27 protein-coding genes are annotated in these 25,928 nt (G+C 32.6%); 11 read left to right on the forward strand and 16 right to left on the reverse strand.

All coding sequences use genetic code 11. The features are described from left to right. Both EKM00_RS03655 and EKM00_RS03660 read right to left on the reverse strand, forming a co-directional pair. On the reverse strand, positions 1-702 hold the full coding sequence (locus tag EKM00_RS03655) for a hypothetical protein (RefSeq protein WP_126515268.1): 702 nt from the start codon (positions 700-702) through the stop codon (positions 1-3). Positions 703-712: 10 nt separating this feature from the next. Further along, a complete protein-coding gene (locus tag EKM00_RS03660; RefSeq protein WP_126515269.1) occupies positions 713-1,054 on the reverse strand; it encodes a PadR family transcriptional regulator in 342 nt (113 codons plus the stop codon). 150 nt (positions 1,055-1,204) lie between these two features. On the opposite strand from EKM00_RS03660, the gene EKM00_RS03665 reads away from it, so the two are divergent. From EKM00_RS03665 to EKM00_RS03675, 3 genes are all read left to right on the forward strand, one after another. Continuing rightward, a complete protein-coding gene (locus EKM00_RS03665; protein WP_126454992.1) occupies positions 1,205-2,257 on the forward strand; it encodes a ferredoxin--NADP reductase in 1,053 nt (350 codons plus the stop codon). A gap of 509 nt (positions 2,258-2,766) precedes the next feature. After that, positions 2,767-3,021: a type II toxin-antitoxin system ParD family antitoxin gene (locus EKM00_RS03670; RefSeq protein WP_126454990.1), complete on the forward strand. Its 255-nt coding sequence runs from the start codon at positions 2,767-2,769 to the stop codon at positions 3,019-3,021. Further along, entirely contained in the window at positions 3,014-3,202 is a 189-nt protein-coding gene (locus EKM00_RS03675) for a type II toxin-antitoxin system RelE/ParE family toxin (RefSeq protein ID WP_126515270.1), read from the forward strand. Before EKM00_RS03670 ends, EKM00_RS03675 begins: the two co-directional genes overlap by 8 nt. 144 nt (positions 3,203-3,346) lie before the next feature. Here EKM00_RS03675 and EKM00_RS03680 read toward each other — a convergent pair whose 3' ends face one another. Continuing rightward, the gene (locus EKM00_RS03680) at positions 3,347-4,354 is read right to left on the reverse strand and encodes a glycosyltransferase family 9 protein (RefSeq protein ID WP_126515271.1); all 1,008 of its coding nucleotides are present in this window, start codon (positions 4,352-4,354) and stop codon (positions 3,347-3,349) included. Between the two features lie 43 nt (positions 4,355-4,397). After that, positions 4,398-5,003 (reverse strand): DUF4254 domain-containing protein, encoded by a 606-nt coding sequence (locus EKM00_RS03685; RefSeq protein ID WP_126457775.1) that lies wholly within the window; start codon positions 5,001-5,003, stop codon positions 4,398-4,400. Between the two features lie 86 nt (positions 5,004-5,089). Between EKM00_RS03685 and upp the strand changes: the two genes are divergently transcribed. After that, positions 5,090-5,743, forward strand: a complete 654-nt coding sequence (gene upp, locus EKM00_RS03690; RefSeq protein ID WP_126454984.1) for a uracil phosphoribosyltransferase — start codon at positions 5,090-5,092, stop codon at positions 5,741-5,743. Here the strand turns inward: upp and EKM00_RS03695 are convergent. After that, positions 5,738-6,667, reverse strand: coding sequence for a DUF6427 family protein (locus tag EKM00_RS03695; RefSeq protein ID WP_126515272.1), 930 nt, complete (start codon positions 6,665-6,667; stop codon positions 5,738-5,740). The genes upp and EKM00_RS03695 overlap by 6 nt on opposite strands. A gap of 143 nt (positions 6,668-6,810) precedes the next feature. Here EKM00_RS03695 and EKM00_RS03700 point away from each other — a divergent pair, with 143 nt between their 5' ends. Continuing rightward, entirely contained in the window at positions 6,811-7,041 is a 231-nt protein-coding gene (locus EKM00_RS03700; protein ID WP_126454980.1) for a DUF6341 family protein, read from the forward strand. A gap of 27 nt (positions 7,042-7,068) precedes the next feature. On the opposite strand, the gene purD is transcribed toward EKM00_RS03700, so the two are convergent. Next, positions 7,069-8,343 carry a phosphoribosylamine--glycine ligase gene (gene purD, locus EKM00_RS03705; RefSeq protein ID WP_126515273.1) on the reverse strand — a complete coding sequence of 425 codons (1,275 nt, stop codon included), beginning with the start codon at positions 8,341-8,343 and terminating at the stop codon, positions 7,069-7,071. A gap of 132 nt (positions 8,344-8,475) precedes the next feature. Here purD and EKM00_RS03710 point away from each other — a divergent pair, with 132 nt between their 5' ends. After that, the gene (locus tag EKM00_RS03710; RefSeq protein WP_126515274.1) at positions 8,476-9,786 is read left to right on the forward strand and encodes a phenylacetate--CoA ligase family protein; all 1,311 of its coding nucleotides are present in this window, start codon (positions 8,476-8,478) and stop codon (positions 9,784-9,786) included. Here EKM00_RS03710 and EKM00_RS03715 read toward each other — a convergent pair. The 3 genes from EKM00_RS03715 to EKM00_RS03725 form a co-directional block, all read right to left on the reverse strand. Then, positions 9,770-10,552 carry a glycosyltransferase family 2 protein gene (locus EKM00_RS03715; protein WP_126515275.1) on the reverse strand — a complete coding sequence of 261 codons (783 nt, stop codon included), beginning with the start codon at positions 10,550-10,552 and terminating at the stop codon, positions 9,770-9,772. The genes EKM00_RS03710 and EKM00_RS03715 overlap by 17 nt on opposite strands. A gap of 2 nt (positions 10,553-10,554) precedes the next feature. Then, complete coding sequence (locus tag EKM00_RS03720; RefSeq protein ID WP_126454972.1) at positions 10,555-11,922, reverse strand: undecaprenyl-phosphate glucose phosphotransferase; 1,368 nt, start codon at positions 11,920-11,922, stop codon at positions 10,555-10,557. Positions 11,923-12,146: 224 nt separating this feature from the next. Next, entirely contained in the window at positions 12,147-13,130 is a 984-nt protein-coding gene (locus tag EKM00_RS03725; RefSeq protein WP_126454970.1) for a UDP-glucuronic acid decarboxylase family protein, read from the reverse strand. Between the two features lie 975 nt (positions 13,131-14,105). Here EKM00_RS03725 and EKM00_RS03730 point away from each other — a divergent pair. Genes EKM00_RS03730 through EKM00_RS03740 form a run of 3 tightly spaced genes read left to right on the forward strand, consistent with a single transcriptional unit; the run spans position 14,106 to position 16,636 of the window. Next, positions 14,106-14,726, forward strand: a complete 621-nt coding sequence (locus EKM00_RS03730; protein ID WP_233592231.1) for a lipopolysaccharide biosynthesis protein — start codon at positions 14,106-14,108, stop codon at positions 14,724-14,726. Beyond that, positions 14,719-15,456 carry an FkbM family methyltransferase gene (locus tag EKM00_RS03735; RefSeq protein WP_126454966.1) on the forward strand — a complete coding sequence of 246 codons (738 nt, stop codon included), beginning with the start codon at positions 14,719-14,721 and terminating at the stop codon, positions 15,454-15,456. The genes EKM00_RS03730 and EKM00_RS03735 overlap by 8 nt, the downstream gene beginning before the upstream one ends. 13 nt (positions 15,457-15,469) lie before the next feature. Beyond that, entirely contained in the window at positions 15,470-16,636 is a 1,167-nt protein-coding gene (locus tag EKM00_RS03740; RefSeq protein ID WP_126515277.1) for an O-antigen ligase family protein, read from the forward strand. Between the two features lie 27 nt (positions 16,637-16,663). Here EKM00_RS03740 and EKM00_RS03745 read toward each other — a convergent pair whose 3' ends face one another. Continuing rightward, entirely contained in the window at positions 16,664-17,755 is a 1,092-nt protein-coding gene (locus tag EKM00_RS03745) for a glycosyltransferase family 4 protein (RefSeq protein ID WP_126515278.1), read from the reverse strand. Between the two features lie 58 nt (positions 17,756-17,813). After that, a complete protein-coding gene (locus EKM00_RS03750; protein WP_126454960.1) occupies positions 17,814-18,344 on the reverse strand; it encodes a hypothetical protein in 531 nt (176 codons plus the stop codon). 117 nt (positions 18,345-18,461) lie between these two features. On the opposite strand from EKM00_RS03750, the gene EKM00_RS03755 reads away from it, so the two are divergent. Both EKM00_RS03755 and EKM00_RS03760 read left to right on the forward strand, forming a co-directional pair. Continuing rightward, entirely contained in the window at positions 18,462-19,697 is a 1,236-nt protein-coding gene (locus tag EKM00_RS03755; protein ID WP_126515279.1) for a glycosyltransferase family 4 protein, read from the forward strand. After that, complete coding sequence (locus EKM00_RS03760) at positions 19,694-20,929, forward strand: O-antigen ligase family protein (protein ID WP_158614875.1); 1,236 nt, start codon at positions 19,694-19,696, stop codon at positions 20,927-20,929. Before EKM00_RS03755 ends, EKM00_RS03760 begins: the two co-directional genes overlap by 4 nt. 11 nt (positions 20,930-20,940) lie before the next feature. Here the strand turns inward: EKM00_RS03760 and rfbD are convergent, their stop codons facing one another. Genes rfbD through EKM00_RS03785 form a run of 5 tightly spaced genes read right to left on the reverse strand, consistent with a single transcriptional unit; the run spans position 20,941 to position 25,899 of the window. After that, positions 20,941-21,789, reverse strand: a complete 849-nt coding sequence (rfbD, locus tag EKM00_RS03765) for a dTDP-4-dehydrorhamnose reductase (RefSeq protein ID WP_126515281.1) — start codon at positions 21,787-21,789, stop codon at positions 20,941-20,943. Next, the gene (gene rfbC, locus EKM00_RS03770) at positions 21,783-22,334 is read right to left on the reverse strand and encodes a dTDP-4-dehydrorhamnose 3,5-epimerase (RefSeq protein WP_126515282.1); all 552 of its coding nucleotides are present in this window, start codon (positions 22,332-22,334) and stop codon (positions 21,783-21,785) included. The genes rfbD and rfbC overlap by 7 nt, the downstream gene beginning before the upstream one ends. A gap of 8 nt (positions 22,335-22,342) precedes the next feature. After that, positions 22,343-23,200, reverse strand: coding sequence for a glucose-1-phosphate thymidylyltransferase RfbA (rfbA, locus tag EKM00_RS03775; RefSeq protein ID WP_126454950.1), 858 nt, complete (start codon positions 23,198-23,200; stop codon positions 22,343-22,345). An 18-nt stretch (positions 23,201-23,218) separates the two neighbouring features. Then, positions 23,219-24,211 carry a hypothetical protein gene (locus EKM00_RS03780; RefSeq protein ID WP_126454948.1) on the reverse strand — a complete coding sequence of 331 codons (993 nt, stop codon included), beginning with the start codon at positions 24,209-24,211 and terminating at the stop codon, positions 23,219-23,221. 8 nt (positions 24,212-24,219) lie between these two features. After that, positions 24,220-25,899 carry a DUF6909 family protein gene (locus EKM00_RS03785; RefSeq protein WP_126515283.1) on the reverse strand — a complete coding sequence of 560 codons (1,680 nt, stop codon included), beginning with the start codon at positions 25,897-25,899 and terminating at the stop codon, positions 24,220-24,222. Positions 25,900-25,928: the final 29 nt, after the last annotated feature.

Genomic DNA, 25,928 nt, shown 5'->3' on the forward strand with positions numbered 1-25,928 from the left:
TTACAAATTTTCTAATTTATATTCCGGATAGGTTTGTTTTAAATAGGCCTCAGCTTTAGATGGGATTATTTTTAATACAATGAAAATCGCCAAAGACATTGAGACTATAAACAAGGTCATGCAAAATAGTGCCAAGTCACTTGGATTTGAAATTCGATCAATTCTAATGATATTAAAAAAATGAATGGGCAAAATCATTAACCACGGAAAAGTTCCATAATTAGATATTATCTTTTCAAAAAGCCAAATTTTTCCCGTTTCCTGCTTGCGCTTCTTCATTTTTCTGTTTTCAAAAAACAAAAAAGGCAGCATACTACTAATTAAAAAAAGCATCGTTGCGGTAAAAATCTCTTTTGTATAATATTCTTTAAGAAAATAAAACACTGCTAAAATCAAAAACCCAGTTAATATAATTTTAGGTATGGTAAAAAACCCTTTGAAATGACTCCATACAATACGATTGTATTTTTTCCCTAGAGCTGTTTGCCGACTTTCTACCACATCCATAAAACCAAAAACGCCAAACTTCCTGAACTCTTTATGTAGAACTTCGTCAAAAGTAAGCTTGGGATTCTGCTGCCATTCAGTTTCAATGGCATTTGCCAAATGATCGACTAATTCCGTTTGCAAATCGTAATATTCTACATAATGCTGACGGGTAAAAAGGTAAAGTTGGTCTATTTGTTCGGCGGTTAGTTTCATCTTCAAAAAATTAAAATTCTAAATTCGGTTTTGTACTCACTAAACTCTGCATATTCCGGATGAAATCTTCAAGTTCTGAGAGTCGGTTTACGGTTTCTTTCTGGCCGCTTTCCGTGAGTTTGTAATATTTACGCATGCGGTTATCCACTTTTTCAATTTCCACATCCAGCAAACCTTCGGCTTCCAGTTTGTGCAAGGCCGGATACAAAGCACCTTCGGTGATGTTGAGTTCGCCTTGGGTAATTAACTTTACTTTCTGAGTGATTTCATATCCGTACATCTTGCCGTTTTCTTCGAGCAATTTCATGATAATCGTATTCAGACTTCCTTTGTATAATTGTGAGTTTTTCATTTTTTTGTCATTGCGAGGCACGAAGCAATCTCATTTTGAAAATCAAATATACATAAGAAACTTATACATAACTTAGTGATGTATGTTAAATTTCAAATATTTTGAATTCAAAAAACCTATTCTGTTTACTATATTTGCAAAAAAAACATCATGTCGTCATTCTATAAATTAAACATTAAAGAAGTTAAACGAGAAACCACAGACTCGGTTTCGGTCTTATTTAACGTCCCATTAGAATTTAAAGCTTTTTATACCTATCTGGCTGGTCAATACACAACCTTAAAATTGAAACTTGACGGTGAAGAGATCCGTCGTGCGTATTCCATTTGTTCTTCTCCGGAAAGCGGCGAATTGCGAATTGCGGTAAAAGCCGTAAAAGGTGGTGCATTTTCTCAATTGGCTAATACAAAACTAAAAGCGGGAGATACCCTGGAAGTAGGAACTCCAGAAGGAAAATTTACCTTTGTTGCTGATGCGGATCGCGCCAGAAATTATGCAGCTTTTGTAGCCGGAAGCGGAATTACTCCGGTTTTATCCATCATTCAAAGTGTTCTCAGCAGCGAACCTAAAAGCAGTTTTATCTTGGTTTACGGAAATAAAACTCCAGAAGAAACCATGTTTCACCAACTATTACATGATTTACAACAAAAATATGTAGCTCGTTTCTTTGTTCACTATGTATACAGTCAGTCCAAAATTGAAGGTGAATTATTCGGCAGAATTGAAAAATCAACCGTCAACTTCATTTTGAAAAATAAACACAAAGAATTAGAATTCGAAAAATTCTATTTGTGTGGTCCGGAAACAATGATCAATACGGTTTCGGATGTTTTAAAAGAAAATAATGTCAAGGAATCGGCTATAAAATTTGAACTTTTCACTCCGTCTGCCGAAGAAAATCAAATAAAAAAATCATTGGGTGGACATACCAAAATCACCATTATGGTAGATGATGAGGAAACGACTTTTGAAATGTCACAAAAACAAACCGTTCTTGATGCCGCTTTAAAACAAGGCCTTGATGCTCCGTACTCCTGCCAAGGCGGAATTTGCAGCAGCTGTCTGGCTCGCATTACCTCCGGAACTGCCGAAATGACGAAAAACTCCATCCTAACCGATAAAGAAATCGCCGATGGTTTGATTCTTACCTGTCAAGCACATCCAACTTCTGAAACTATTTATGTGGATTATGATGATGTTTAGGAAATAGTCTAAATGATAACGAAAACTTCTCTGAAAAGGGAAGTTTTTTTATTTTAAGGGAGGTTTTGATTTGTAGTATAATAGTACGGTCAAAATCCACACGATATTTCGATAAATTATTATCACAAAGTAGTACATATAATTTAGAGTACCCATGTATGACCTTAAACACATATAAAAGTCAGCAGGTAACGCTCAAAAATTGTGCTAAAAGAAACTGGAAATCATTGATTAACTTAAAATTGAATGCTATGTTTTGGTGAATAGGCTTTATTATTTTAGGAATGGTAATTTTGGTATATTTGAGAAAAGACATTAGTACAGATTTGCATTTGTCCAAGTTTTTTTCGAAGAATACAAAAACATGGCAAGGAAATCTTGCTGGAATTGGAATGATCCTAATTGGAATCGCTCAAATGATTAATTCTCTTTGATGTTAAGTTAAATTTTCAGAACTAACATTTCAATTGTTACCAATTTTTGGTACTTTAGTAAAAAATTAAAAAATCATGGGAAAGAATACATCCGTCTCTTTAGGAAATCATTTTGAAATTTTTGTCGAAAAAAGTATTTCAAAAGGTCGGTTTCAAAATGCAAGTGAGGTAATTCGGGCTGGTCTTCGTATGCTAGAAGAAGAAGAAGAAGATAAAGTTCTACTATTAAAAAATGCCATTCAGGAAGGAATCGATAGTGGACTTGCAAAAGACTTTGACCCAAAAAATCACCTAGAAACGTTACAAGCAAAGAAAAGAGCAAATGGCTAAATATTATTTGACAAATTTAGCTGTAAATGATTTAGCTGAAATCTGGGAGTATACTTATGAAGAATGTTCAGAAAAACAAGCTAATAAATATTATAAACAACTATTAGAATCTTGTCAGGAATTAGCCAACTATCCCAACTTTCGAAAAAGAACAAGCCGAGCACAAACGTTTTGGGTATGATGCTCCAAATTATCAGGAAACCATTTCGAATTTAAAAAGATATGTTTTGAAGCGATGTCAAGACGAAAAAATTTGGCTTTGAATTCTTGAAACATTAAAGAATTAATTTTCATTAAATCTTAAATCTCTTAATCCCTTAATGGTTCAAAAAAACATTTTTATTTTTAAAACTACTGTCCCCGGCAAAATCGTACGCATCGCATCTTCATAACCAGCTACTTTTTTATTCCCGTAAACCGAAGTCGGTAATTTTGGAAACATATTTCGATCGGAAACCAAAGAATTTTCCAATGGCTGATTAAACGGTGAAAATCCTGCATACGGATGCGTCGCGCCCCAAAGTGTAATCACTTTTACGCCTAGCATTGCTGCAATATGTGCATTCCCAGAATCCATGGAAAGCATTACATCAAGATTGCTAATGAGTTGTAATTCCTGTCGCAATTTGAGTTGCCCCGCAACAACAATCATGTTTTCTTTATTAGCAGCAAGCGAATCTAAGATTTCGATTTCCTTTTTTCCACCGCCAAAAAGCAAAATGGTATTGGTTGTGTCCAGAGCTAATTTGTCAATTACTTCCTGCATTAAATCCAACGGATACACTTTAGAATCGTATTGTGCAAAAGGAGCAATTCCAATCCATTTCTGGTTTTTTTCTCCAATTATCGCAAGAATTTCTAGGCTCAAAATTGCTTTTTGAGGAAATTCAGGTTGTGATAAATTAATTGTAAAACCGAGTTGTTCAAATACTTTAACGTGTCTTTCGAACATCGTAGGGAGTTGCTGGAACACTTTGTTTTCTGGCTGGGTCAGCGCTTTTTTCTCGGCTCTTCCTTTATCCGCAGAAGCTACTTTTTTTCCGCTTAAAGCAAAAAGGTTTCGGATGATTTTAGAGCGCAAGACATTGTGTAAATCGGCAAAAGCATCAATGTTTAAACCTTTTAAATCTTGGAACAAACGCAACAATCCTGCAACCCCTTTGTGTCGTACTTTTTCATCGAAAGCAAAAAAAGAAAGATTCGGAATTCCTTCAAAAAAAGGTTCGAAAAACGGTCTGGAAATCACTGTGATTTTAACATTCGGATGCTGGTTTACAAAAGCGCGTAAAACAGGAACCGTCATGGCGACATCTCCCATTGCGGAAAGCCTCATGACGGCTATATGTTGGATTTTTTTTGACAAAAGAGGGTTTAAATTACTTCTTGTTTTGGTACAAAACAGGATTCAAATCATCATCGTTGTACATTTTCATTTGTTTGTACACTTTCATGAATTTATTGCCATTTTCAATGTCTGTTAATAAATCATCAATGGCAGTTGACAAATCTGTTCTTTGTTCCAATAAAATATTCAACTTAGCCTGACATTTATCTCTGTGCTCTTGTGAAGCTTCTGTACGAGTAGCTTCTTCATTCATGTGATAAATTTTTAAGGCTAAAATCGACAATCGATCAAAAGCCCAAGCCGGACTTTCGGAGTTGATTTTTGCTTGGTCTTTTACTTTTACAGCACTGTATTTTTGAAGAAAATAACTGTCAATATATTCCACCATATCGGTACGTTCCTGATTAGAAGCATCGATTCTTCTTTTTAAGGTCAAAGCGGCAACCGGATCAATATTTGGATCCCGAATAATATCCTCAAAATGCCATTGCACGGTGTCAATCCAGTTTTTGTGATACAACAAATGTTCAAATTTATCCTTTGGGAAAGGATTATTTATGGGCTGATCCACATTATCAAATTGATGATAATCGTTGATACTTTGTTCGAATACGGAGTACGCTAATTTTGAAAACATATCTTTATATATTAAAAGACAAAGATACTTTTTATACTTTTATACCATATAAAAATAACTATAAGTTTAAATACAAAAATACGATCATGCAAATCCATTATTTATCAGAGGAAAACAGCGTCCTAAATCATTTTTTAGGGCAGATTAGAAATGTGAACGTTCACAATGACAGCATGCGCTTCCGAAGAAACATTGAACGTATTGGTGAAATAATGGCGTATGAATTGAGTAAAGAATTACAGTATAAAAGTGTAGAAATCAAAACACCATTAGGCCTTAAAAAAACCACTGAAATCAAGGATCAATTGGTTTTATGTTCCATTCTACGGGCCGGATTGCCATTACATTTGGGTTTTCTGAATTATTTTGACTATGCCGAAAATGGTTTCGTTTCTGCTTTTAGGCACCATCCAAACCATGATGATTCCTTTGATATACTTGTGCAATACGAGGCCATTTCTGACATCAACAACAAAAATTTAGTACTAGTAGATCCTATGCTTGCCACCGGTCAATCTATCGTTGCGGTTTACAATAAATTGATGGAGAGAGGCACACCTAAAGAGATTCACATTGCGGTCGTTATTGCTGCTCCGGAAGGCATCGCGCATCTGGAAGCACATTTACCGGAAAATTGTCATCTTTGGGTCGCTACATTAGATGAAAAGCTAAATGAGCACAGTTATATTGTTCCCGGTTTAGGAGATGCAGGTGATTTAGCCTACGGTGAAAAGCTATAATTGCGTAAAAAAAGCAAACAAGCTGCAGGCAATAAGCACAAATAGTACCATTTCCTGTTTTAGTTTAAGTTGAGGCAGTTCAATGTGACTGGTTGCCATAATGGCCAAAGGAGCAAATGTAAACACTAATAAGTCACTGCTTTTATTTGATGAAATCAGAAAAATAAGTACCCCAATAAAAAACGAAGCAACAATTTTTTTGAAAGAAGTGTGCACCACTTGTGGCCTGTTAGATAATGTGGCAAACATCGAAACCAGAAAAAATAGCGCGATTGTTGCATAAATAGACAAGGCGCCGTTTTGATAATTGGTAGTGAAATAATCAATTTTAAAATTAATTTTTACACTTTTCAAAACGTAATCAACCACATTCAGGTTGAAAACTGTTGCAAAAAGCAGAAACATAATTCCTGCAATAAAAAAAGCAATAAAAGGCAACATCCAGTTTCTATAATCTCTGGAAACATGAAAAATTATAGATATAAAAACCAATACGATAAAGATTATGCTCCAAAAATGAAATAAAGCAGCCAGAAAAACCCACAATGAGGCATCAAATATTTTTTCTTTAGAAGCTTTCAGGGACTGCAATGAAATCAATCGACGTAGGGCTAATAAAATGAAGAAATTCGAAATAATCAGATTTGTATTGTCGAATATAGTTGGGGAAAAAAGCAACAACAAAAAGTAAAAAAAAATCGTGTAGGTACTGTCTTTGCTCAATCCATTTTTTTTGGCCACAAAATCGGTAATAAAAACTGAAGCCACTACAAAACAGAACAATCCTGCTTTATTTAGGATCGAAAAAAAGGAATTCACCCACGATAAATCTTGAAATTGGTATATAGAAAAGAAAACCAGCATCAAAATTACGACCAATGAAAAATTTAATGGTGTAGATTTTCTAAAAATACTTGTTATCATACGGATATTTTATACTTTTGTGTTCGTAAATATAATACTTGTTTAAAAAGCAAACCCTGCAAGTTCAAAAAGATTCTTCTAAATAAGAATTTTTACCTGTCAGAGTTCCCAAAAGACAACTACTAAAATTAATTTTATACATTATGAAAGCATTTTTCGAAGGAATACAATACTTATTTGTAAATATTTTATTTGCTCCTCTAGACTTTTTACGCTCACTAGAGCTTACCTCTTGGTTTGCTGCAAACACAATTAACTGGATTTTCATGATTATTTGTGCCTCAGCAATGGTATATTGGATCAAACAATTGAAAATTTTTGAAGAAGCAGGAACAGAAAAACAAGATACTACCGCTCACTCTTTCTTAAAATAAGAATTAAAAATGAGCGATAACTGGAAACTATTTTAAGTCGTTTCCAATATCTTTTCTAAAATACATCTTATCAAAATGTAGCTTGTCTATGTTTTGGTAGGATTTTTTTATGGCTTCTTCAAAATCATTTCCATACGAAGTTACAGTCAAAACCCTTCCTCCGTTAGAAACCACATTTCCGTTATCGAGTGTAGTTCCTGCGTGAAAAACAATCGAATCTTCAATGGTTTCTAATCCTGAAATTACTTTTCCTTTTTCGAATTCCTCCGGATATCCACCGGAAACAACCATAATGGTAGTAGCACTTCTTTCATCAATTTCCAGATTAATTTCGTTTAGTTTTTCATTGGCTACAGCCAAAAATAATTCTACTAAATCCGTTTTCAATCTCGGTATAACCACCTCAGTTTCCGGATCACCCATTCTCACATTATATTCTATTACGATTGGCTCATTTTTTACATTAATCAATCCAATAAAAACAAAGCCTTTATATGCAATTCCGTCTTTCTGGAAACCGTCAATTGTAGGTTTTACAATGCGTGTTTCTATTTTTTCCATCAAAACAGCATCAACATAAGGAACTGGAGAAACGGCTCCCATTCCGCCTGTATTTAAACCTGTATCACCATCACCTATACGCTTATAATCTTTGGCAGTTGGCAGGATTTTATAGTTTTTTCCATCCGTAAGAACGAAACAGCTTAATTCTATACCATCCAGAAATTCTTCGATAACGACTTTAGAACTGGCGGCACCAAATTTTTGATGCACGAGCATATTTCTTAATTCTTCTTTGGCTTCTGCCAAATCTTGAATAATCAACACCCCTTTTCCGGCAGCTAAACCATCTGCTTTCAAAACATACGGCGGTTCCAATGTTTCTAGGAATTTACATCCTTTTTCTACTGTTTCAGCAGTAAAACTATCGTAAGCAGCCGTTGGAATATTATGTTTTATTAGAAATTCTTTGGCAAATTCTTTACTTCCTTCCAGTTGTGCCCCCATTTTTGATGGACCGATAACCGGAATATGACTTAATGTAGCATCGTTTAGAAAGAAATCATAAATCCCTTTTACCAAAGGATCTTCTGGTCCTACCACAACCATTGCTACTTTTTCCTGAAGAACAAACGTTTTTATAGCTTCAAAATCAGTTGGGCTAATAGCCACATTAGTAGCTATTGAAGCTGTTCCAGCATTTCCTGGTGCTACAAAAAGTGTGTCACAAAGCGGACTTTGAATCATTTTCCACGCAAAAGCATGTTCTCTTCCGCCCGAACCCAGTAGTAAAATTGTCATGTGTAGTTGTGTTTAGTTATAGTGCAAAAATAATTGCTTTTGTACGTAAAAAATAATTAATTTTTAAAAAGTTGTTCGTTGTCTGTCATTAGTTGTTGGTAAATATTATTTTTGATGAATTATCACTTTAAAATGCTCCCACTTTTCGACTTATCGCTACAGCTAAATGGTTTTCCAATGAAGGAGGCTAAAGCCGAATTGCAAAAAATTGTAGCCTTTTCTGAAACAGAACTTGAAGTTTTCGTTGCAAATAAAAAAGTGGAAATTGTCCATTTTCATTTGCAAAATAATGCTTTTTACAAAGATTTAGTTGGAAATACAACTTTTACAAACTGGGAAGACTTACCGACTTTAAATAAAAAAAACTTACAAAAACCTTTAAAGGAACGGCTTTCGGAAGGCTATTCCGCGAAAAACAGTTACATCAATAAAACGTCCGGTTCCAGCGGTACTCCTTTTATTTTTGCACAAGATAAATTTTGTCATGCGTTGACTTGGGCGTCAAACATGTATCGTTTTGGCTGGTATGAAATTGATTTTAATACTTCCTATCAAGCGCGTTTTTATGGAATTCCGTTGGACTTTATTGGCAACAAAAAAGAACGTTTCAAGGATTTTTTGAGCCATCGGTTTCGGTTCTCCATTTTTGATTTATCAGATGCTGTTTTAGAAGGATTTTTGAATCATTTTCGAACAAAAAAATTCGATTATATCAATGGGTATACAAGTTCCATTGTTTTGTTTGCTAAATTTTTACAAAAGAAAAACATCGTATTATCTGCAATTTGTCCGAGTTTGAAAGTGTGTATGGTAACTTCTGAAATGCTTTTTGAAGAAGACAAACTCCTATTGGAAAAACAATTTGGCATTCCTATTGTCAATGAATACGGTGCATCAGAACTTGATTTGATTGCTTTTCAGAATAAGGAAGGAAAATGGCAAGTGAATTCAGAAACGTTATTTGTGGAAATTTTGGATGAAAATAATCGAGTTGTTCCAAATGGTACTTCAGGCCGAATCGTGATTACTTCCTTGTTCAATAAAGCACATCCTTTTATTCGCTATGACATTGGCGATCTTGGAATTCTAGACGAAAAAAGCACATTACAGAAACCCATTCTCAAGAAATTAATAGGCCGGACCAATGATGTTGCCATTTTACCCAGCGGGAAAAAATCACCTGGACTTACCTTTTATTATGTGACAAAAAGCATCATCGAAGACGACGGAAACGTGAAAGAATTTCTGATAAAACAAACCAAAATAGATACTTTTGAAATTGAATATGTCAGTGAAACCGAATTAAATTTGGAACAAATTGAAAAAATTGAAAAGGCCATTGAACAATATCTCGAACCGAATTTAAAATTTATTTTTATCCAAAAAAATAGTTTAGAAAGAAGCAATCGAGGCAAATTGAAGCAATTTAAATCGATGCTTTAATGGTCTTGGAATAACGTGGTTTGAGAATTAACTGCGTAAATAAAAACCCAATCATGCAAAGTGTTGCGCTAATTAAATTCAAACGATGATGCGTTCTGTACACGGCAAAATTATGCTTTACTAACTCTATTTTAGAAGCCGAAATAGAATTTTCCCGGATGCGATAATAAGCTAAACTTTCCGGAACGGGCTGTGCCGTTTTTATTTTTTTGAGTACTGTAAGCCATTGTATCCAGTCCTGGCGTTTTCGAATCGAGGAAACAGCGATTTTTCCAAAGTAATTAGCTTCATAGATTCCCGTAAGATTCCCTATATAATTACAAAAAAATAACTGTTGGTAGGAAAGATGCAATGGCGCTTCAATTCTTTTGTTTAAAGAGTTTCCCCTTTCGTTTATGCAATCATAAAATGAAAATGTGAAAGGAAGCTTATTCACTTTCATAAAATTAAGTTGTTTGTCTAGTTTTTCGGGTTTCCACAAATCATCCGCGTCTAAAAAAGCAATAAATTTCCCATTAGCTTGAGCCAAAGCGGTACTTCTGGCAATTCCGGTTCCTGAGTTTTTTATAAGTTTAAAAAGGTGGATTCTGCTGTCTTTTTTTTTGATTTCTTCAACTATAGATACCGTTTTATCCGTAGAGCAGTCGTCTACAATAATCATTTCCCAGTTTTTATAGGTTTGATTCTGAACAGATTGAATCGATTCCACAATGAATTTTTCGGAGTTGAATGACGGCGTAATTATGGATACCAATGGTTTTCCCATTATTAATATGCTTTTTCTTCGCCTTTAAATATATTGAAAATAGTTTGAATAATTATTTTCAAATCCAGCACTAAAGACCAATTTTCTATGTAAAAAATATCGAATTTTATTCTGTTTATCATATCATTGTCCGTTTCAATTTCTCCTCTAAAACCACTCACTTGAGCTAAGCCCGTAATTCCGGGTTTTACACAATGACGAACCATATATTTTTTTATCTTATTCCCATATACAATATTTTGAGACCAAAGATGTGGTCTGGGACCCACGACGGACATCTCACCAAGAAGTACATTTAAAAACTGAGGCATTTCATCAATACTTGTTTTTCTTATAAACTTACCAATCCTAGTAACACGTGGATCATTTTTAGAAGCCTCTTTTTCTGTTGTTTTATTGATTTTCATAGAACGAAACTTATAACAAAAAAATTCATTTGCGTCAATGCCCGGCCGACCCTGTTTAAAAAAAACAGGCCCTCTTGACTCTAATTTAATTAAAATAGCCAGAATGGGAATTATCCAAGACAGGAGTCCAAAAATAATAATCAGTGAAAAAATAATATCAAAAAGTCTTTTAACTATTTTATTTACCGGTTCGTGAAGGGTTGTTTTCTGTAGGGAGAGAACGGGGAAAATTTCATAAAAATCTATCTTTAAACTTTTAGAGAAAATTTCTTTTGTATCTGGAATAAATTTAATTGTTTTATTATTCTCATCCGCAAAATCAATCAGATCTTCTACACTTTCATTAGGCATTTCATTTAAGGAGCAATAGATTTCATCCACTTGATTTTCCAGGACAAAGGACTTTATATCTATTATCTTTCCAGTTATGTTTTTATTGGAATTTTTATCCGAAAAATATCCTAAAAAGCGATATCCGTAATCGTTTCTAGTTTCAAAAAGTTCTTTGAGGCGAATGGCCTCCGGAGAATACCCTATTATTATGGCGCTCCTAAAATTGAGTCCGGTGATTATTCTATATTCTTTTAAATAATAAAACAATAAAAATTTTGACAATGTAATTAATAACAGACTGGAAATAATAAAAAGGACAATAGCTTTTCCGTTAAAAATAACTTCTTTGGAAAATGGAAAAAAAGCAATAATAACTAAAAGGAACACGACACCTTGTTTAACAATTTTTGAAATAATGTCAGGGGGTGGCGTAAAACGATAGATTTCATAAAATTTCATAAAAAAAGAAACTAAAAGCCAACCCAAAATTTGATAAATAATAAAGTAGCTGACATTTGTATTAGAAATGTTTAGGAAAAATAAACTCATTAAGGTGATTACCATTAAGTCTATAAAAATGCTGAAGGGTCGTATGTATTTTGAATACCTTCCTATTTTAGATGCAGTCATAATTTAACGAATATATCCTAATTGATTTATTATATGCTATTTTTTAAAAACTGATTGTATTAATAATGAAGTTTTTCTCAGGCTATTTTTTCCTAAATCATAAGAATTATTTCCCTTATTAACTTATTTTCGATCTCTTTATTTATGAGTACTCAATTATTTGCACAATTTTTTATATCTTTTAGTATACACTTTGTAGATACAAACAGAGATAGAGCATACTACTATTTTATATAGCTAGTAAAATCTTTGTGTTCCTCTTTCGAGAGTTCTTCTTTTGATAATGATTTAAAATAATCATAGGTTATTTTCATTCCTTCGGCACGATTCACTTTTGCTTCCCAACCTAACAAGTTTTTAGCTTTTGTGATATCCGGCTGTCTTTGTAAAGGATCATTAATGGGTAATGGAAAATAAACAACTTTCTGATTTGTTCCTGTTAACTTAATGATCTCCGATGCAAAATCTTTGATCGTAATTTCATCCGGATTACCAATATTTACAGGAAGCGTATAATCCGAATGTAGCAATCTATAGATTCCTTCAACTTGATCATCGACATAACAAAAGGAGCGGGTTTGCATTCCGTCTCCAAAAATGGTCAGGTCTTCGCCACGAAGTGCCTGCCCAATAAAGGCGGGGATAACCCTACCGTCATTTAATCTCATTCTGGGCCCGTAGGTATTAAAGATTCGAACGATTCTGGTTTCTACAGCATGAAACGTATGATATGCCATAGTTATTGATTCCTGAAACCGTTTGGCTTCATCGTAAACCCCTCTTGGGCCTATGGTATTTACATTGCCGTAATATTCCTCAGTTTGGGGATGCACTAAAGGATCTCCATAAACTTCAGAAGTCGATGCGATAAGAATTCTTGATTTTTTCACACGTGCCAAACCTAAAAGATTATGTGTTCCTAAAGAACCCACTTTTAAAGTTTGTATTGGAATTTTTAAGTAATCTATGGGACTTGCTGGTGAAGCAAAATGTAGGATATAATCTAAATCACCCGGAACATAAACAAATTTAGTGATGTCATGGTGGTAAAATTCAAAGTTTTCAAGTTTGAATAAATGTGCTATGTTTTTCAGATCTCCCGTTATAAGATTATCCATACCAATAACAAAATAACCTTCTTTTATAAAACGATCACAAAGATGTGACCCTAAAAACCCAGCTGCTCCTGTAATAAGTATTCTTTTCATAAGTCAAATTTATGCGTGCAAGGTATAAAAAAACAATTAACAAATTCTTATGATAATAATAGGATTTCATCATCTAAAAATATAATTTGCAAGCTCTTTTTAAAAAAGACTACATCCACTCAAAAATAAAAAACTAATCGAATAGCTTTTTTATCCTTTGTAAGGCTATTTTTAATTAATACAAAATATTGAGAACAATACTAACGAATACCCTAAAGTTAGAAAAATAGAAAAAAATGTCCCCTCAAGGAAACTCTTAATTACTCAAAAATAAAAATGAATCAATTACGATTCTTGCTAAATAACCATCTTTTTATGAGTGCTTTTTATAAAGCAATCTCAGGCTTATGTCTATTTATTTCCATACCATTACTAATTCTATATTTAGGCAGTACTAATTATGGCGTTTGGATCTTAGTTTTCACATTATTTCAATGGATTTTATTGATGGATTTTGGTCTGTCGAGTGTTCTAAAAACGGAAATTCCCAAATTACAACATACCGGTAATACACCATTAATCAATGCGTATATAAAATCGACTTATCTAATTTGTTGTTATATTTCTCTCGTCGTGTTTTTATTATTTACTGCACTATTTCTCCTCTTTGATATTCATAACCTATTAAATATTTCATTTGAACGCACTTTTGTAATCAAGTTATTTCTGATTAATATATTTTTCTTTTGTGTCAATTTTGTACTAAACACCCATAAAGCATTGTTCATTAGTGTGCATAAAGGAAAGTTTGCAGAGCAATCCATAGCCGTGAACCAAATTGTTTTTTTGCTTTTTTTAGTTGTTCCTTTTGTTTTTTTTCCATCATTAAAAGCAGAATCTAAACTTTATTTAATCAGTTGTATTAATGGAATAGTGTGCATAGTGATAAATAGTATCTATTCAGTCTATTTTTTCAAAACCGAAAACTTCAGTCTTTTTAGTACTCAAAAAACCCCAAAACAATATAGAAAAAGTATGTACTCTTTAGGTTCTAAATATATGCTTATTCAAGTGGGAACTTTATTCCTGTTTTCATCTGATAATTATATTCTGGCTTATTTTTTTGGTCCCAAAGAAATTGTGCTTTATGAAATTGTTACTAAATATTTTCAGTTTCCTTTAATGATTTTAACAGCGGGAATGGCTCCTTTATGGTCCTTATTTGCAAACAAATATTTAGAGAAAAACAAAATTTGGCTGGAAAAAAGTTTCAGAAAATTTAATACTATTTATCCGTTATTGCTTTTGGGCATTGCTTTGTGTTTAGTGCTTGCAAATCCAATTATGAAAATTTGGATATCTAACGATTTTATTGTACCACATTTTTTACTAATCGTCGTTGCAATAATGACAGCATTACGAATATTTACCACTTTCTACAGTTACTTTTTTAACGGCATTGGAAATTTAAAGAGTTATTTAGTACTTTTAGCCTTAAGTGTTGTTTTGAAAGTTCCACTCTCTTATCTATTTATAAAACTAAATTTTGGGCTTTCAAGTGTTGTTTTATCGTCAGTAACGTGTCTTTTAGTATGGTGTATCGTACAGCCCCTAGAAGCCTATAAAATAGTTTCAAACATTAAAAAAAATGAATAAGTTTATCTACGAGAATAAAAGTTTTTTATTACAATTAAAACGCTTTTTAAATTCCTTCTTTAGAATTGAAATCATAAAATATCCAACTGACGAGCTTTCAAGAAGGATCGCATTATTACAACATCATGATATCAATGTTATTATCGATATTGGGGCTAATATTGGACAATATGGTGCCGAGATGAGAAATTTGGGCTTCAATGGTGAAATTATTTCTTTTGAGCCTATGAAAAAAGCATTTGATGCGCTTAAAAAAATTTCGTCTAATGATCCTAAGTGGACGGTATTCAATTACTCCATCGGAGAAAGAGACGGACAAACTAGCATAAACATTGCTAAAAACTCTGTAAGCAGTTCTCTTCTTAATCCGCTTCCGCAGCTTACCTTAAGTGCTCCTGCAGCAAGGTCTATTGCTGTAGAAATTATAGGTATTCATAAATTAGATACTGTTTTTGATACTTTGAATTTAAAACATAAAAATATCTATATGAAAATAGATACCCAAGGATACGAAGAAATGGTATTACTTGGAGCTAAGGATTCATTGAAGCATGTTAAGGGAATTCAAATAGAAATGGCTTTTATTCCATCTTATGATGGCGCAGTCACTTTTGACAAGATGAAAAACAAATTGAATGTACTGGGGTATGAATTACTTGCCTTAGAAAATGGTTTTTATGACAAGGAAACAGGAAAACAGCTAGAAGTCGACGGCATCTTTTATAAATAAGAACTATTGTGTAATGAAAATTTCAATAAAGAAATACCTACTTTTCTCTTCCGTATTTGCCATTTTTACAGAAGCGTTCTTCTTTAATTTTGTTATCGATTGGAAATTCCTCTATTTGATCTTACTTGTAAATTATTATTTATTATTTAAAATAAAAAAAATTGCTTTAAACCTTTATTTTGCAGTATTACTTTTATTTTTTTTATTCCATGGTTTTCTAATGTATTCCATTATTGGTATTCCATACAATTATATGGTTTCACAAATTATTGGCATCACAATCATTGGAACTTATTATTACAATTTTATTTCTCTTTACAAAAAAGAAGAAATAATGAATATGTATCTCAAAATTGCTTTTTTTGTTGCTGTCATTGGCTATCCGCTATACTTTTTAAATATCAATTTAAATGACGGCCGTTTGCAAAGTATTTTCAAGGAACCTGCTCATTATGTAATCGTAATTATTCCGGCTTGTTATTATTATTTGAAAGATAAAAATTATATAAATTTTTCAATCGTATTTGGCACTCTTATACTCTCTAATTCTTCATTAGGATATATTGGTTGTGCATTAATGTTTATAATCCCTAATTTAACCATGAAAAGAGCGGGGATTTTCATGACATTAATACCTGTAGTTGCCATGATCTTTTTCTTTGTTTATAGAGAATTCCCTTTTTTCAAACTCCGCGTCGATGATACGTATAATTCATTGAATGTGATTAATACCGGGAAATTTAACGAAGATACTAATCTAAGTTCTTATGTTTTAATCAGTAATTTATACATCGCCAAAAAGAACACTACGGATCACCCTTTAGGAAGTGGAATAGGAAGCCATCATTATATGCACACGAAACGATATTTAAAAGAAATGAGGCCCCCGGAGTATCTGAGAACGCAAAAAAAAGAAACGGCTAATTCCTTTGACGCTAATTCTTTATTTACAAGAATTTGTTCTGAGTTTGGAATTTTAGGTTTTCTTTTTTTAGTATTTGTCCTTTATAAAGCCTCAAAGTGTTTTCAATCAGAAGAATTATACTTCGCTCAGGGAATTTTTATTTATATATTGCTCAAGCTTTTGAGAGATGGAACCTATTTTCCTCCTGAATTCTTTATGTTTATCTGGTTGTTTTATATTTATTATAAAGATAATAAAAAAACAAAAATTCATTAATTTTTTCTTTTTTAAGGAATCGGGTTATTAATAAATCTCTTTATAAAACTCATAGGTTTCTTTACAGCATTTGTCCCAACTAAAAAATTCCGCTTGAAGAAAGCCTTTTTCTGTTATTTCTTTTCTAAAGTTTGATTCAGACAGTCTAGCCAATGCTTTTTTAAATAACCCTATGTTTAACTCCTTGAATAAAATGGCGGCCTCTCCAGAAACTTCCATAATAGAGGAGTTTTGCAGAGCAAGTACTGGGCAACCCGCTTTCATTGCCTCAATTATAGGAATACCAAAACCTTCGTAACTTGAAGGATAAAGTAAGGCATGCGCAAAGTTATACAGTATGTTTAATTCTGAATTTTTTACGTCACTTACAACACAGGTTCGTTTTAACGTTTCTTTGTCAAATAAATTCAGCTCACTTCTAGTCAAACTAGGGCCCACTATAACAAGTTTAATCGCGGGTATTTCTTTTAAAAGTTTGATTACAAAGGAGAAGTTTTTATAATTTATTCTACCTCCCACAAATAACACATAAGGGTCATCAATACCAATAGCATTTAAATACTTCTCTGATGCATATCGTTCCTCAATAAGTGGATAATAGTCATTACTTACTCCATTATAGATAATCGCAACTTTTTGATTCTTACTTGGGCTACAGAATTTTTTTAAATCCTGGTATGTGTTTCCTGAAATACAAATTATTCCTTTTGATCTTTTAATAGCACTATATTTCATCTTATTATGCACTAGTCTTTTAATAAAACTGGAATAATAATTATGGGTAAAGTCGTGTAAAGTAGTAATCTCAGAAAAAAAAACACTCCCAGTTACTGGCCTGTAATAACTGGAATGATACAAAAAATAATCTTTAGTCTTTATCTCAACCGGGGATAACCTTCTTTTTATGGAAGACTTTATAAGTGAGTTATTAAGGATTATTTTGTTCTCTGGGATTAAGAGTTGTTGTCTATGAAAATTTAATTTACAATTGTATTCCTCATAAAACGAGACTTGATCTTCTTGATTTTCTAAAAGATATTTTGACAATTCAAACCAATAATTAGAAACACCGCCTTGGGTAACATTGGAATAAATTATATTATCTAGGGTTATTTTCATAAATAAAAAAAGACATTCTAAAAATGTCTTTAAGTGTGTGATTTGAATATAGTTCAAATTACATTTCTGTAAGTTTAGACTCTAACCCTTGATTTCCTAATACTCTAGGAGTATAACTGTCTTTTACAGAAATAAATTTAAACCCTTTTAAGGTATCGTCCCAAGAAACATTTTCATTAAAATTTAAATATTTTGAAAAATCAACTTGTTGAATATCAAAAATATTCTCGTTTCGCTTTATTCTGAATTTACTTAATAAAACCGTTTCTTGATCAGGATTATTGCTCAAGTTGATCCTAAAGTTTTCAAGAATAACATTGCCTGGTAATTGTATCGTAATATTTTGAATCGAGTCTGATCCAGTAATGGCTTGCTTAATAGCTTGTTCATTAGTGCATTCAAAACCATTTTGAGTGTAGTAAAAAACTATAGAATCATTTTTTTTATAAACCGCATCCATAACTACAGAAAAATTTCCTTTATCAGAAATTACTTCTTCATTCGTTGTTTCTACATTTTCTTTTTTCTTATCACCTCCACAAGACAATAACACAATACTACTTAAAAACAATAGAACTACTTTTTTCATTTTTATACTTTTTTTATGATGCAAATGTATTATTTTTTTTTATATATTTTTAAATATTTTTAATTACTAAAAATATTCTAATAGTATATATTTACATCCTTAAAAAGCGTGGGGCTAATGACTAAAATTAAAACTATTACTGTAATTACAGCTTTTTTTTATCCAGAGGATACTGCCATAGGACTCTATACAACTCAATTTGCTCGTTTTCTTGAAAAAAAAGGATATCGTGTTGTAATTATCACTGGTTTTCCTAATTATCCTCAGTGGAAAATCCATCAAAACTACGTCAATTTCCCTTCTTTCTTTACAGAAACTGTTGATAACATCGAAATTATTAGATACAAACAATACGTTCCTGAAATAGTGAATCTAAAGGGCCGATTAATGATGATGTTTGATTTATTTTATGGAACCTGTATAAACTTACGAAAAATCAAAAACACTGATTTAGTAATTTGTATAGTTCCATTCACAATTTGTATTTTACCAGCATTACTTTTATCGAAAGTAAAAAAAGCAAAACTTTGGATCCATATTCAAGACTTTGAGTTTGATTTAGCCCTAGATTCCGGAATAATAAAAAACAATACTTTATTCTTTATGCTATTTAAAAAAAGCGTGATGGCATTTGAAAAAAAAATGATGAATTCAGCCGCTATAGTTAGCAGCATCAGCGCAAGTATGATAGATAAAATCAAGCAAAAATCAATTAAAACTGACTCTTTTTATTTTCCAAATTGGGTGTCATCAGAAATAATCAATCCTGAAACCAGTACAAAACATTCCATACTAAATTACGATAAATTCACCTTGCTGTATTCCGGAAATATTGGAGAGAAACAAGACTGGGATTTTTTAAAAAAATTATGTGTTCTAATACTCCCAGATGAAAATATTGAAATTGTAATCGTTGGTGACGGTGCCTATAAAAATAATCTAAAAGAGAAATTAAAATCATTTCCCTTTGTTCGCTACTTTGATCCTGTCCCTTATCTGGAACTAAACGATTTACTTTGTTCCGCAAACGTTCATTTTTTATTTCAAAAAATAGATGTTGTTGACACTATTATGCCTTCAAAAATTCTTGGAATGATGGCAAGCAAAAAACCTTCACTAATTTCCGGAAATGAAAATTCTGAAGTGTTAACTATTATAAATCAATCTGGAGGTGGTTTCTATTTCTTTGAAAATGATGTCAAAGGTGTTTACAAAACAATTCTAAAATTAAAAAACAATTCAACTCTTTGCGAAGATATTGGACAAAAAGCCCGAAGTTTTGTTTTGAATACGTTTTCTGAACAGGAAATACTTGAGAATTTCAATTCTAAAATAAAAAGCGTCCTATCGTGAAAAACTTAACTTTAAAATTATTTCCTGTATTGTTATCCCTGCTGTTTATCTTTCCTTTGCTAAAGGAAAGTATTTCCAGTTTTATAATCATTCTTATTTGTATAAATACCATTTGCTATAAAATAGCGTCCAAAGAGTATTCGTTTATAGACTATAAAACAGCGCTGCTCACAATTCCTTTTTGGATTATCTTAGTCAATAGTGTTTTTGTCAATACTTTTGGAAAAAGTATTACTCCACTACGACACGCTCTTTTTTTTCTGATTATTCCCGTTTTTTTTTCTTTGATTCCAAAACAGTTCTTTACGCTAGAAAAAATTAATTCATACCTTACAATTTTAAAAAAAACCTGTTTATTAATTGCTGTAATCTATATTTTTAGCTTTTTCATCAATCGCCCTTCTTCAGAATTTTTTGTTGTTTTTCAGAATGTTTCTAGTTTTAGAAATTATATTTATTATGATTTTACTCTTTTTACCATCCATCCTACTTATTACACGACAATATTAATCCTATGTGCAGCACATTCTTTTAATCGCGTTTTAAACGATAAAAAATATATTGAACTTTTATACATACTGTTCTTTTTATTAATCTCTTTTTTGCTATTAACCCGACTTACTATTATCCTGTTCGTATTAGTATTAATAGGAATGTTGTTGTTTAGAGGAAAAATAGAAACAAAACAAAGGGTCGTTCTTACAGCTATTACTATAGGGCTCATTACTGCGCTTTCACTGCTGACTCCTGGAATTAAAACGCGATTTATTGAACTTTATAACAGTTACAATAAACCTCCCGTGAATGTAAGTTATGATTCAACAAATATCAGAAAAGCAATTTTAGATTGTTCCATTACTATATCCAAAGAAAATTTTTTATACGGTATTGGTTTCGAAAACCTTCAGGCTAAATTAAATGAATGCTATGGCGAACATTATGACTCGAGTTTTTATAAGTCTCAAAATTATCTGACTCATAATTATTATTTCTATATACTCGTTTCAAGCGGCATTATAGGATTCTTATTCTATATCTGTTACTTAATTTTCGTGATACAAACCTGTTTGAAAACAAATGTATTTCTTTTTAAAATTTTTCTTTTTAGTACTCTGATTGTATGCCTTATTGAAGATTATTTATACAGGCACTATGGTGTTTTATATTTTAACTTGCTACTGATCTGTTTTATTCAATACCACAAAAACTATAACTCCAATAAATTAACCTGATTTAAAATAAATTATCCCTTTAGGCTATTCACCCAATTTTTTACCTCAACTCCAAAAATTATTTTGATCTTACTTTTTTCCAGAACACTATATTTTGGTCGTTCTGCAGGTGTTGGATAACTACTTGTAGGAATAGGCTGTAAATCAATGTTTATGTCATTATATTCAAATATTTTTTTGGCAAAATCAAACCAGCTGCAAGAACCTTCATTACTGAAATTGTAAATACCATAGGTGTTTGATTGAGGATTTAGAGAAGTCTGTATCATAATTTGCACCAAAAAATGCGCTAAATCGACCGCATTCGTTGGTGTTCCTATCTGATCATCCACAACGGATAAACAATCTCTTTCAGTTCCCAATCGCAACATGGTTTTCATAAAATTATTGGCGAATTGCGAATATACCCAGGAAGTCCTAACGATAAAATGTTCCTTTAGGACTTTTTGAATGGCTTTTTCTCCATCTAATTTAGTTTGACCGTAGGTGCTCTGCGGATTCGGAATATCTTCTTCTGTATAAGGTGTTTTTTTTGTCCCATCAAAAACAAAATCCGTAGAAGTATGAATTAATGTGGTTTTAAAATCCCGACACACTTCTGCCAAATTTCGTGTCCCATTCACATTAATTTCAAAAGCTTTATCAGGTTCACTTTCTGCTTTATCAACTGCAGTGTATGCCGCAGTATTGATGCAAAAATTAGGTTTTACTTTTGCGAAAACGAGCTCAATAGTTTCTTTTTGAGTAATGTCTACCGTTTTAGAATCACAAAAAACAAATTCAATTTCAGGATAAACTGTAGCGATAAACTGCAAGGATTGCCCAACTTGTCCATTAGCCCCTGTTACAAGCACTACCATACTTTTTTGGCGTTTTCTAAAGTTGGTAATACGTTATCTTTATAGGAAATAAGCAACTCTATTTCAGGGAATTGCCAATTTATAGTTAATTGAGGATCATTATAAATAATTCCTCCTTCAGAATCTTTGTTATAAAAATTATCACATTTATAAAAAAAAGTGGCTGTTTCGCTCAGTACTAAAAAACCATGGGCAAAACCTCTTGGTACAAAAAACTGTTTTTGATTATCAGCCGAAAGTACAATGGCAATATGTTCACCAAATGTTTTTGAATTGGGTCTTATATCGACTGCAATATCCAATACTTCCCCTTGTAATACCCGCACCAGCTTTGCTTGAGCGTGAATTCCTGTTTGATAATGCAATCCGCGAAGCACTCCTTTTGTCGAAAAAGATTGATTGTCCTGCACAAAATGAACGTCTTGATGAACTCCTTTTTGAAAGGTATTCTCGTTGAAACTTTCCATAAAGTAACCCCTTTCATCATTGATGATTTTAGGTTCTATAATGTAACATCCCTCTAATGCAGTAGGTATAAAATTCATACTTTAATTTAAATAATATCTAATAAATGTGTACCGTAACCACTTTTTAGCAACGGCTGTGCAATTGCTTTTAATTGTTCGGCATCAATATAACCCATTCTATATGCGACTTCCTCAATAGAGCCAATTTTTAAACCTTGACGCTCTTCAATCACCTGAACAAATTGAGAAGCTTGCATCAAAGAGTTGAACGTTCCTGTATCAAACCAGGCCGTTCCGCGATCCAGAATACTCACTTTTAACTTCCCTCTTCGCAGGTATTCCTTATTAACATCGGTAATTTCTATTTCTCCTCGGTGGCTCGGTTGTATGTTGGCCGCAATTTCGACCACATCATTGTCATAAAAATAAATTCCCGGAACGGCGTAATTTGATTTAGGCACCAAAGGTTTTTCTTCAATAGAAAGCACTTTTCCGTTGGCATCAAAATCGACTACGCCATAACGCTCCGGATCATTTACGTGATAAGCATAAATAATACCGCCGTCCGGATTATTGTTTGCCTGTAACAAATTAGACAAACCGGTTCCGTAAAAAATATTGTCTCCCAAAACCAGCGCGACTTTATCTTTTCCGATAAATTCCTTGCCTATAATAAAAGCTTCCGCCAAACCATTGGGGTATTCTTGAACCGCATACTCAAAACGACAGCCTAATTTAGTTCCATCCCCAAGTAATTGTCTGAATAATGGTAGGTCGTGTGGTGTCGAAATGATTAAAATCTCTCTGATTCCCGCCCACATCAATGAAGATAACGGATAATAAATCATCGGTTTATCATAAATTGGCATCAACTGTTTACTCACTGCAAGTGTCAGCGGATGCAATCGTGTTCCTGAACCTCCTGCTAATATTATTCCTTTCATAAATATATTTGTAAAAAATTAAGATTCTATTACTTGCGCTTTTAGCGATTGCTTTTTATAAAAGGCAATAAAAAAACGAATCAGAATGAAAATAGAAATTAACAATATTGGTAAAACAAATTTTAGTTTACCATTGATCGAAGTTGTGTTTTCAATATTCAGTATTGTACTATTTTCTTTTATAATTCTATCAAGGCTTATTAAGCCTACCCTATGAGCTCCTTGTTCGTTAATCAAAGCATCTTTGGTTTTAATAACATCATTTAGCTGTGTGTTTTCATTGTAATACACTAATTTATCACTTTTTTGAGAACCATTCGCTTTATTTGAAAACCCATTTAAAACTTCATTAATTTGTGAAATAATAGTGTCATTCTGGTTCATCTTTATTTGAATATTATTTATAGCTGCTTTTTGAACTTTACTGTAATATTCTGTGCTATTTAAAAAATCTAATATCGGCAGAACAACTTCTTCTTCGGTAATTAATTTATTTGTCTTAAAAAAAATCTTATGAAAAGTATAGTTTTTACTAGTCATGTTGTTTTCAATTATTTTATTAACATCTTCATCTTCAGACATCAATTTAAGTAATTCGAAATTTTCTGCTTTATCTTCAATAAATTTATAAATATCAATTATCGGGTCAATTTCTATCTTCTTCAATACTTTTGTTGATTTGATACCTAAAACTTCTTTTATAAAAAGAGTATCATTTGAAATGATTTTTGAATTGATCAAATCAATTTTTGAATATAAATAATCCGTACTTCCAAAATTTGGAGTAACAATAATCTTGTGATTATATGTTTTGAGTGTTTTATCAAAAAAAAATCCCATTGAAACTCCAACAACTACTAAAATTGAAATTATAAGGGCATTTGTTATAAAAAAACGAATGCATTTAAATAATGACATGTTCAATTTCTGAAAAAAAATTCCTATTCTTTTAGAAATTTGCATCAAATCAATTTCTTGATCTTGAGGATTATTAGGCACATTTGCACTCATTTTTATTTTTATTTTACGTTGAAAATTTGTTCCAATATTTTAATTGTAATCAAATAGGTAGGTTTAACACCTGTTGTTCCTAGTCCGCCTGAAGCTAATGTGCTTCCTGTTTCCAGTGGATTATCCGAGGCATAATACGCATATCTGACCTTCACATCATGTGGAACACTCTTTCTGATTTTTGAAGCTGATTGAATGGCTTTCTGGTAATAAGAACCTTCCATTTCCAGGCCGATAACACCCCAGGTCGACTCATGGAAAAACTTCAATAAATCCCTGTTCTGCAATGAAGTTCCTAAAACAGTAACCATGGGTCCGGCAAAAACAGCAATATCATTGCCTTCAAACATCTCAGCCGACAATTCATTATGGAAAAAATAATTATCTGCCGTTCCTTCGTTAATGTGTGCATTCGGAATCATAATATCCCCTTTTCCTCCTTCCAGAATCCCAGCTTTACCCATGATAGAAACCGATTCCACATTCAATAAAGTATCTTTTTTAAACGGTTTCAGCAACTCATCAATTGTTTCATACGCCTGTTCCCCAAATGCGTAATCCATAACAATTAATACTGGCTTTTTATCCCCGGTATTTGCCTTTTGAAATGAGGTTTTTGCCCAATCCATCTTGGCGGTATCAAAAATCTGAACATCAATATTTGTTCCTGAGGTATCCGGCAACGAAATCATTCCGCATTTCAACGCAACTTCTTCCACTTGATTTCGCACAGCATCTGCTCCTGATTTACTCAATTCCTCATAAATAAAGAAATCCGATTTTTCTTTGAACTTGGTTTTCAACACTTCCGTAGCAAAAATAGAATTCATCACACTGTGCATGTTCGCACTAATCACATGAATTGGACGGTCTAAAAGTTGGTTTTCTTCTAGCACTTCTTTAATTTTTGTAGCCCAAATTTCTCCGTGAATGTGGTGTCCCAATCGTTCTCTTAAAATAGGACTAAAGGTGATTGTTCTCTTATTATCGTCTACAATTTCTTCAATGGCGAGTTTTCCCAACCAAAAGATGACATGCAAGAAACGATCTGGCGCAGCAGCTGAACCAAATGCGTCATAAATATCCAATACTTCCTCAAATGTTCTTCCCAGAATATTAGCGGCATGCGAAATAGCTTTCTCTTTTTCTACAAGAGTCAGTTTCTTCTTTTGGGAAACTGCTTGTTCCAGTTTGAACCAGTCGCGGGAAACTTCACCGGCATCATCCAGTAAAACTCGGTTTCTAATTTTGTGCGATTCTATGAAAATAAACGTCAAATGCGTCAGAATATCATAAATATCTGAGCGTCCGCGGGTAATCTCCACGTTCATTTGTTCCTCGTCGATTCGGTAACAATTACGACGTCTTTTTGGCGGTACAATCGCCTGAAAATGCGATTTAGAATACCCTTCATCCGAAGTTAAATTGATAAATCTACATTCTTCTATTCCTACCGGCAGACGTTCAATTACATATAAAAGTCCGTTCAATTCTACTTTTTCTTCGGCAATATTTCCATATATTTCTGGTCGTAATGCTAATAATGCTTCGCGCAACGTATCGCCTGAAATTCCCATCGGCTTGTAAAATCCCCTGTTGAAAAGGTGGCGCATCGTGATGTACATTTTTTCAATAGCTGCCGATGATTCTTGTGCTCTGGAGCGTGATATATTTTTTGTTTCTTTCATTTTCTACTTATTTTCTAACTTTCAAAGGT

This window comes from Flavobacterium sp. RSP15 (genome assembly GCF_003968755.1).
Lineage (GTDB): Bacteria > Bacteroidota > Bacteroidia > Flavobacteriales > Flavobacteriaceae > Flavobacterium.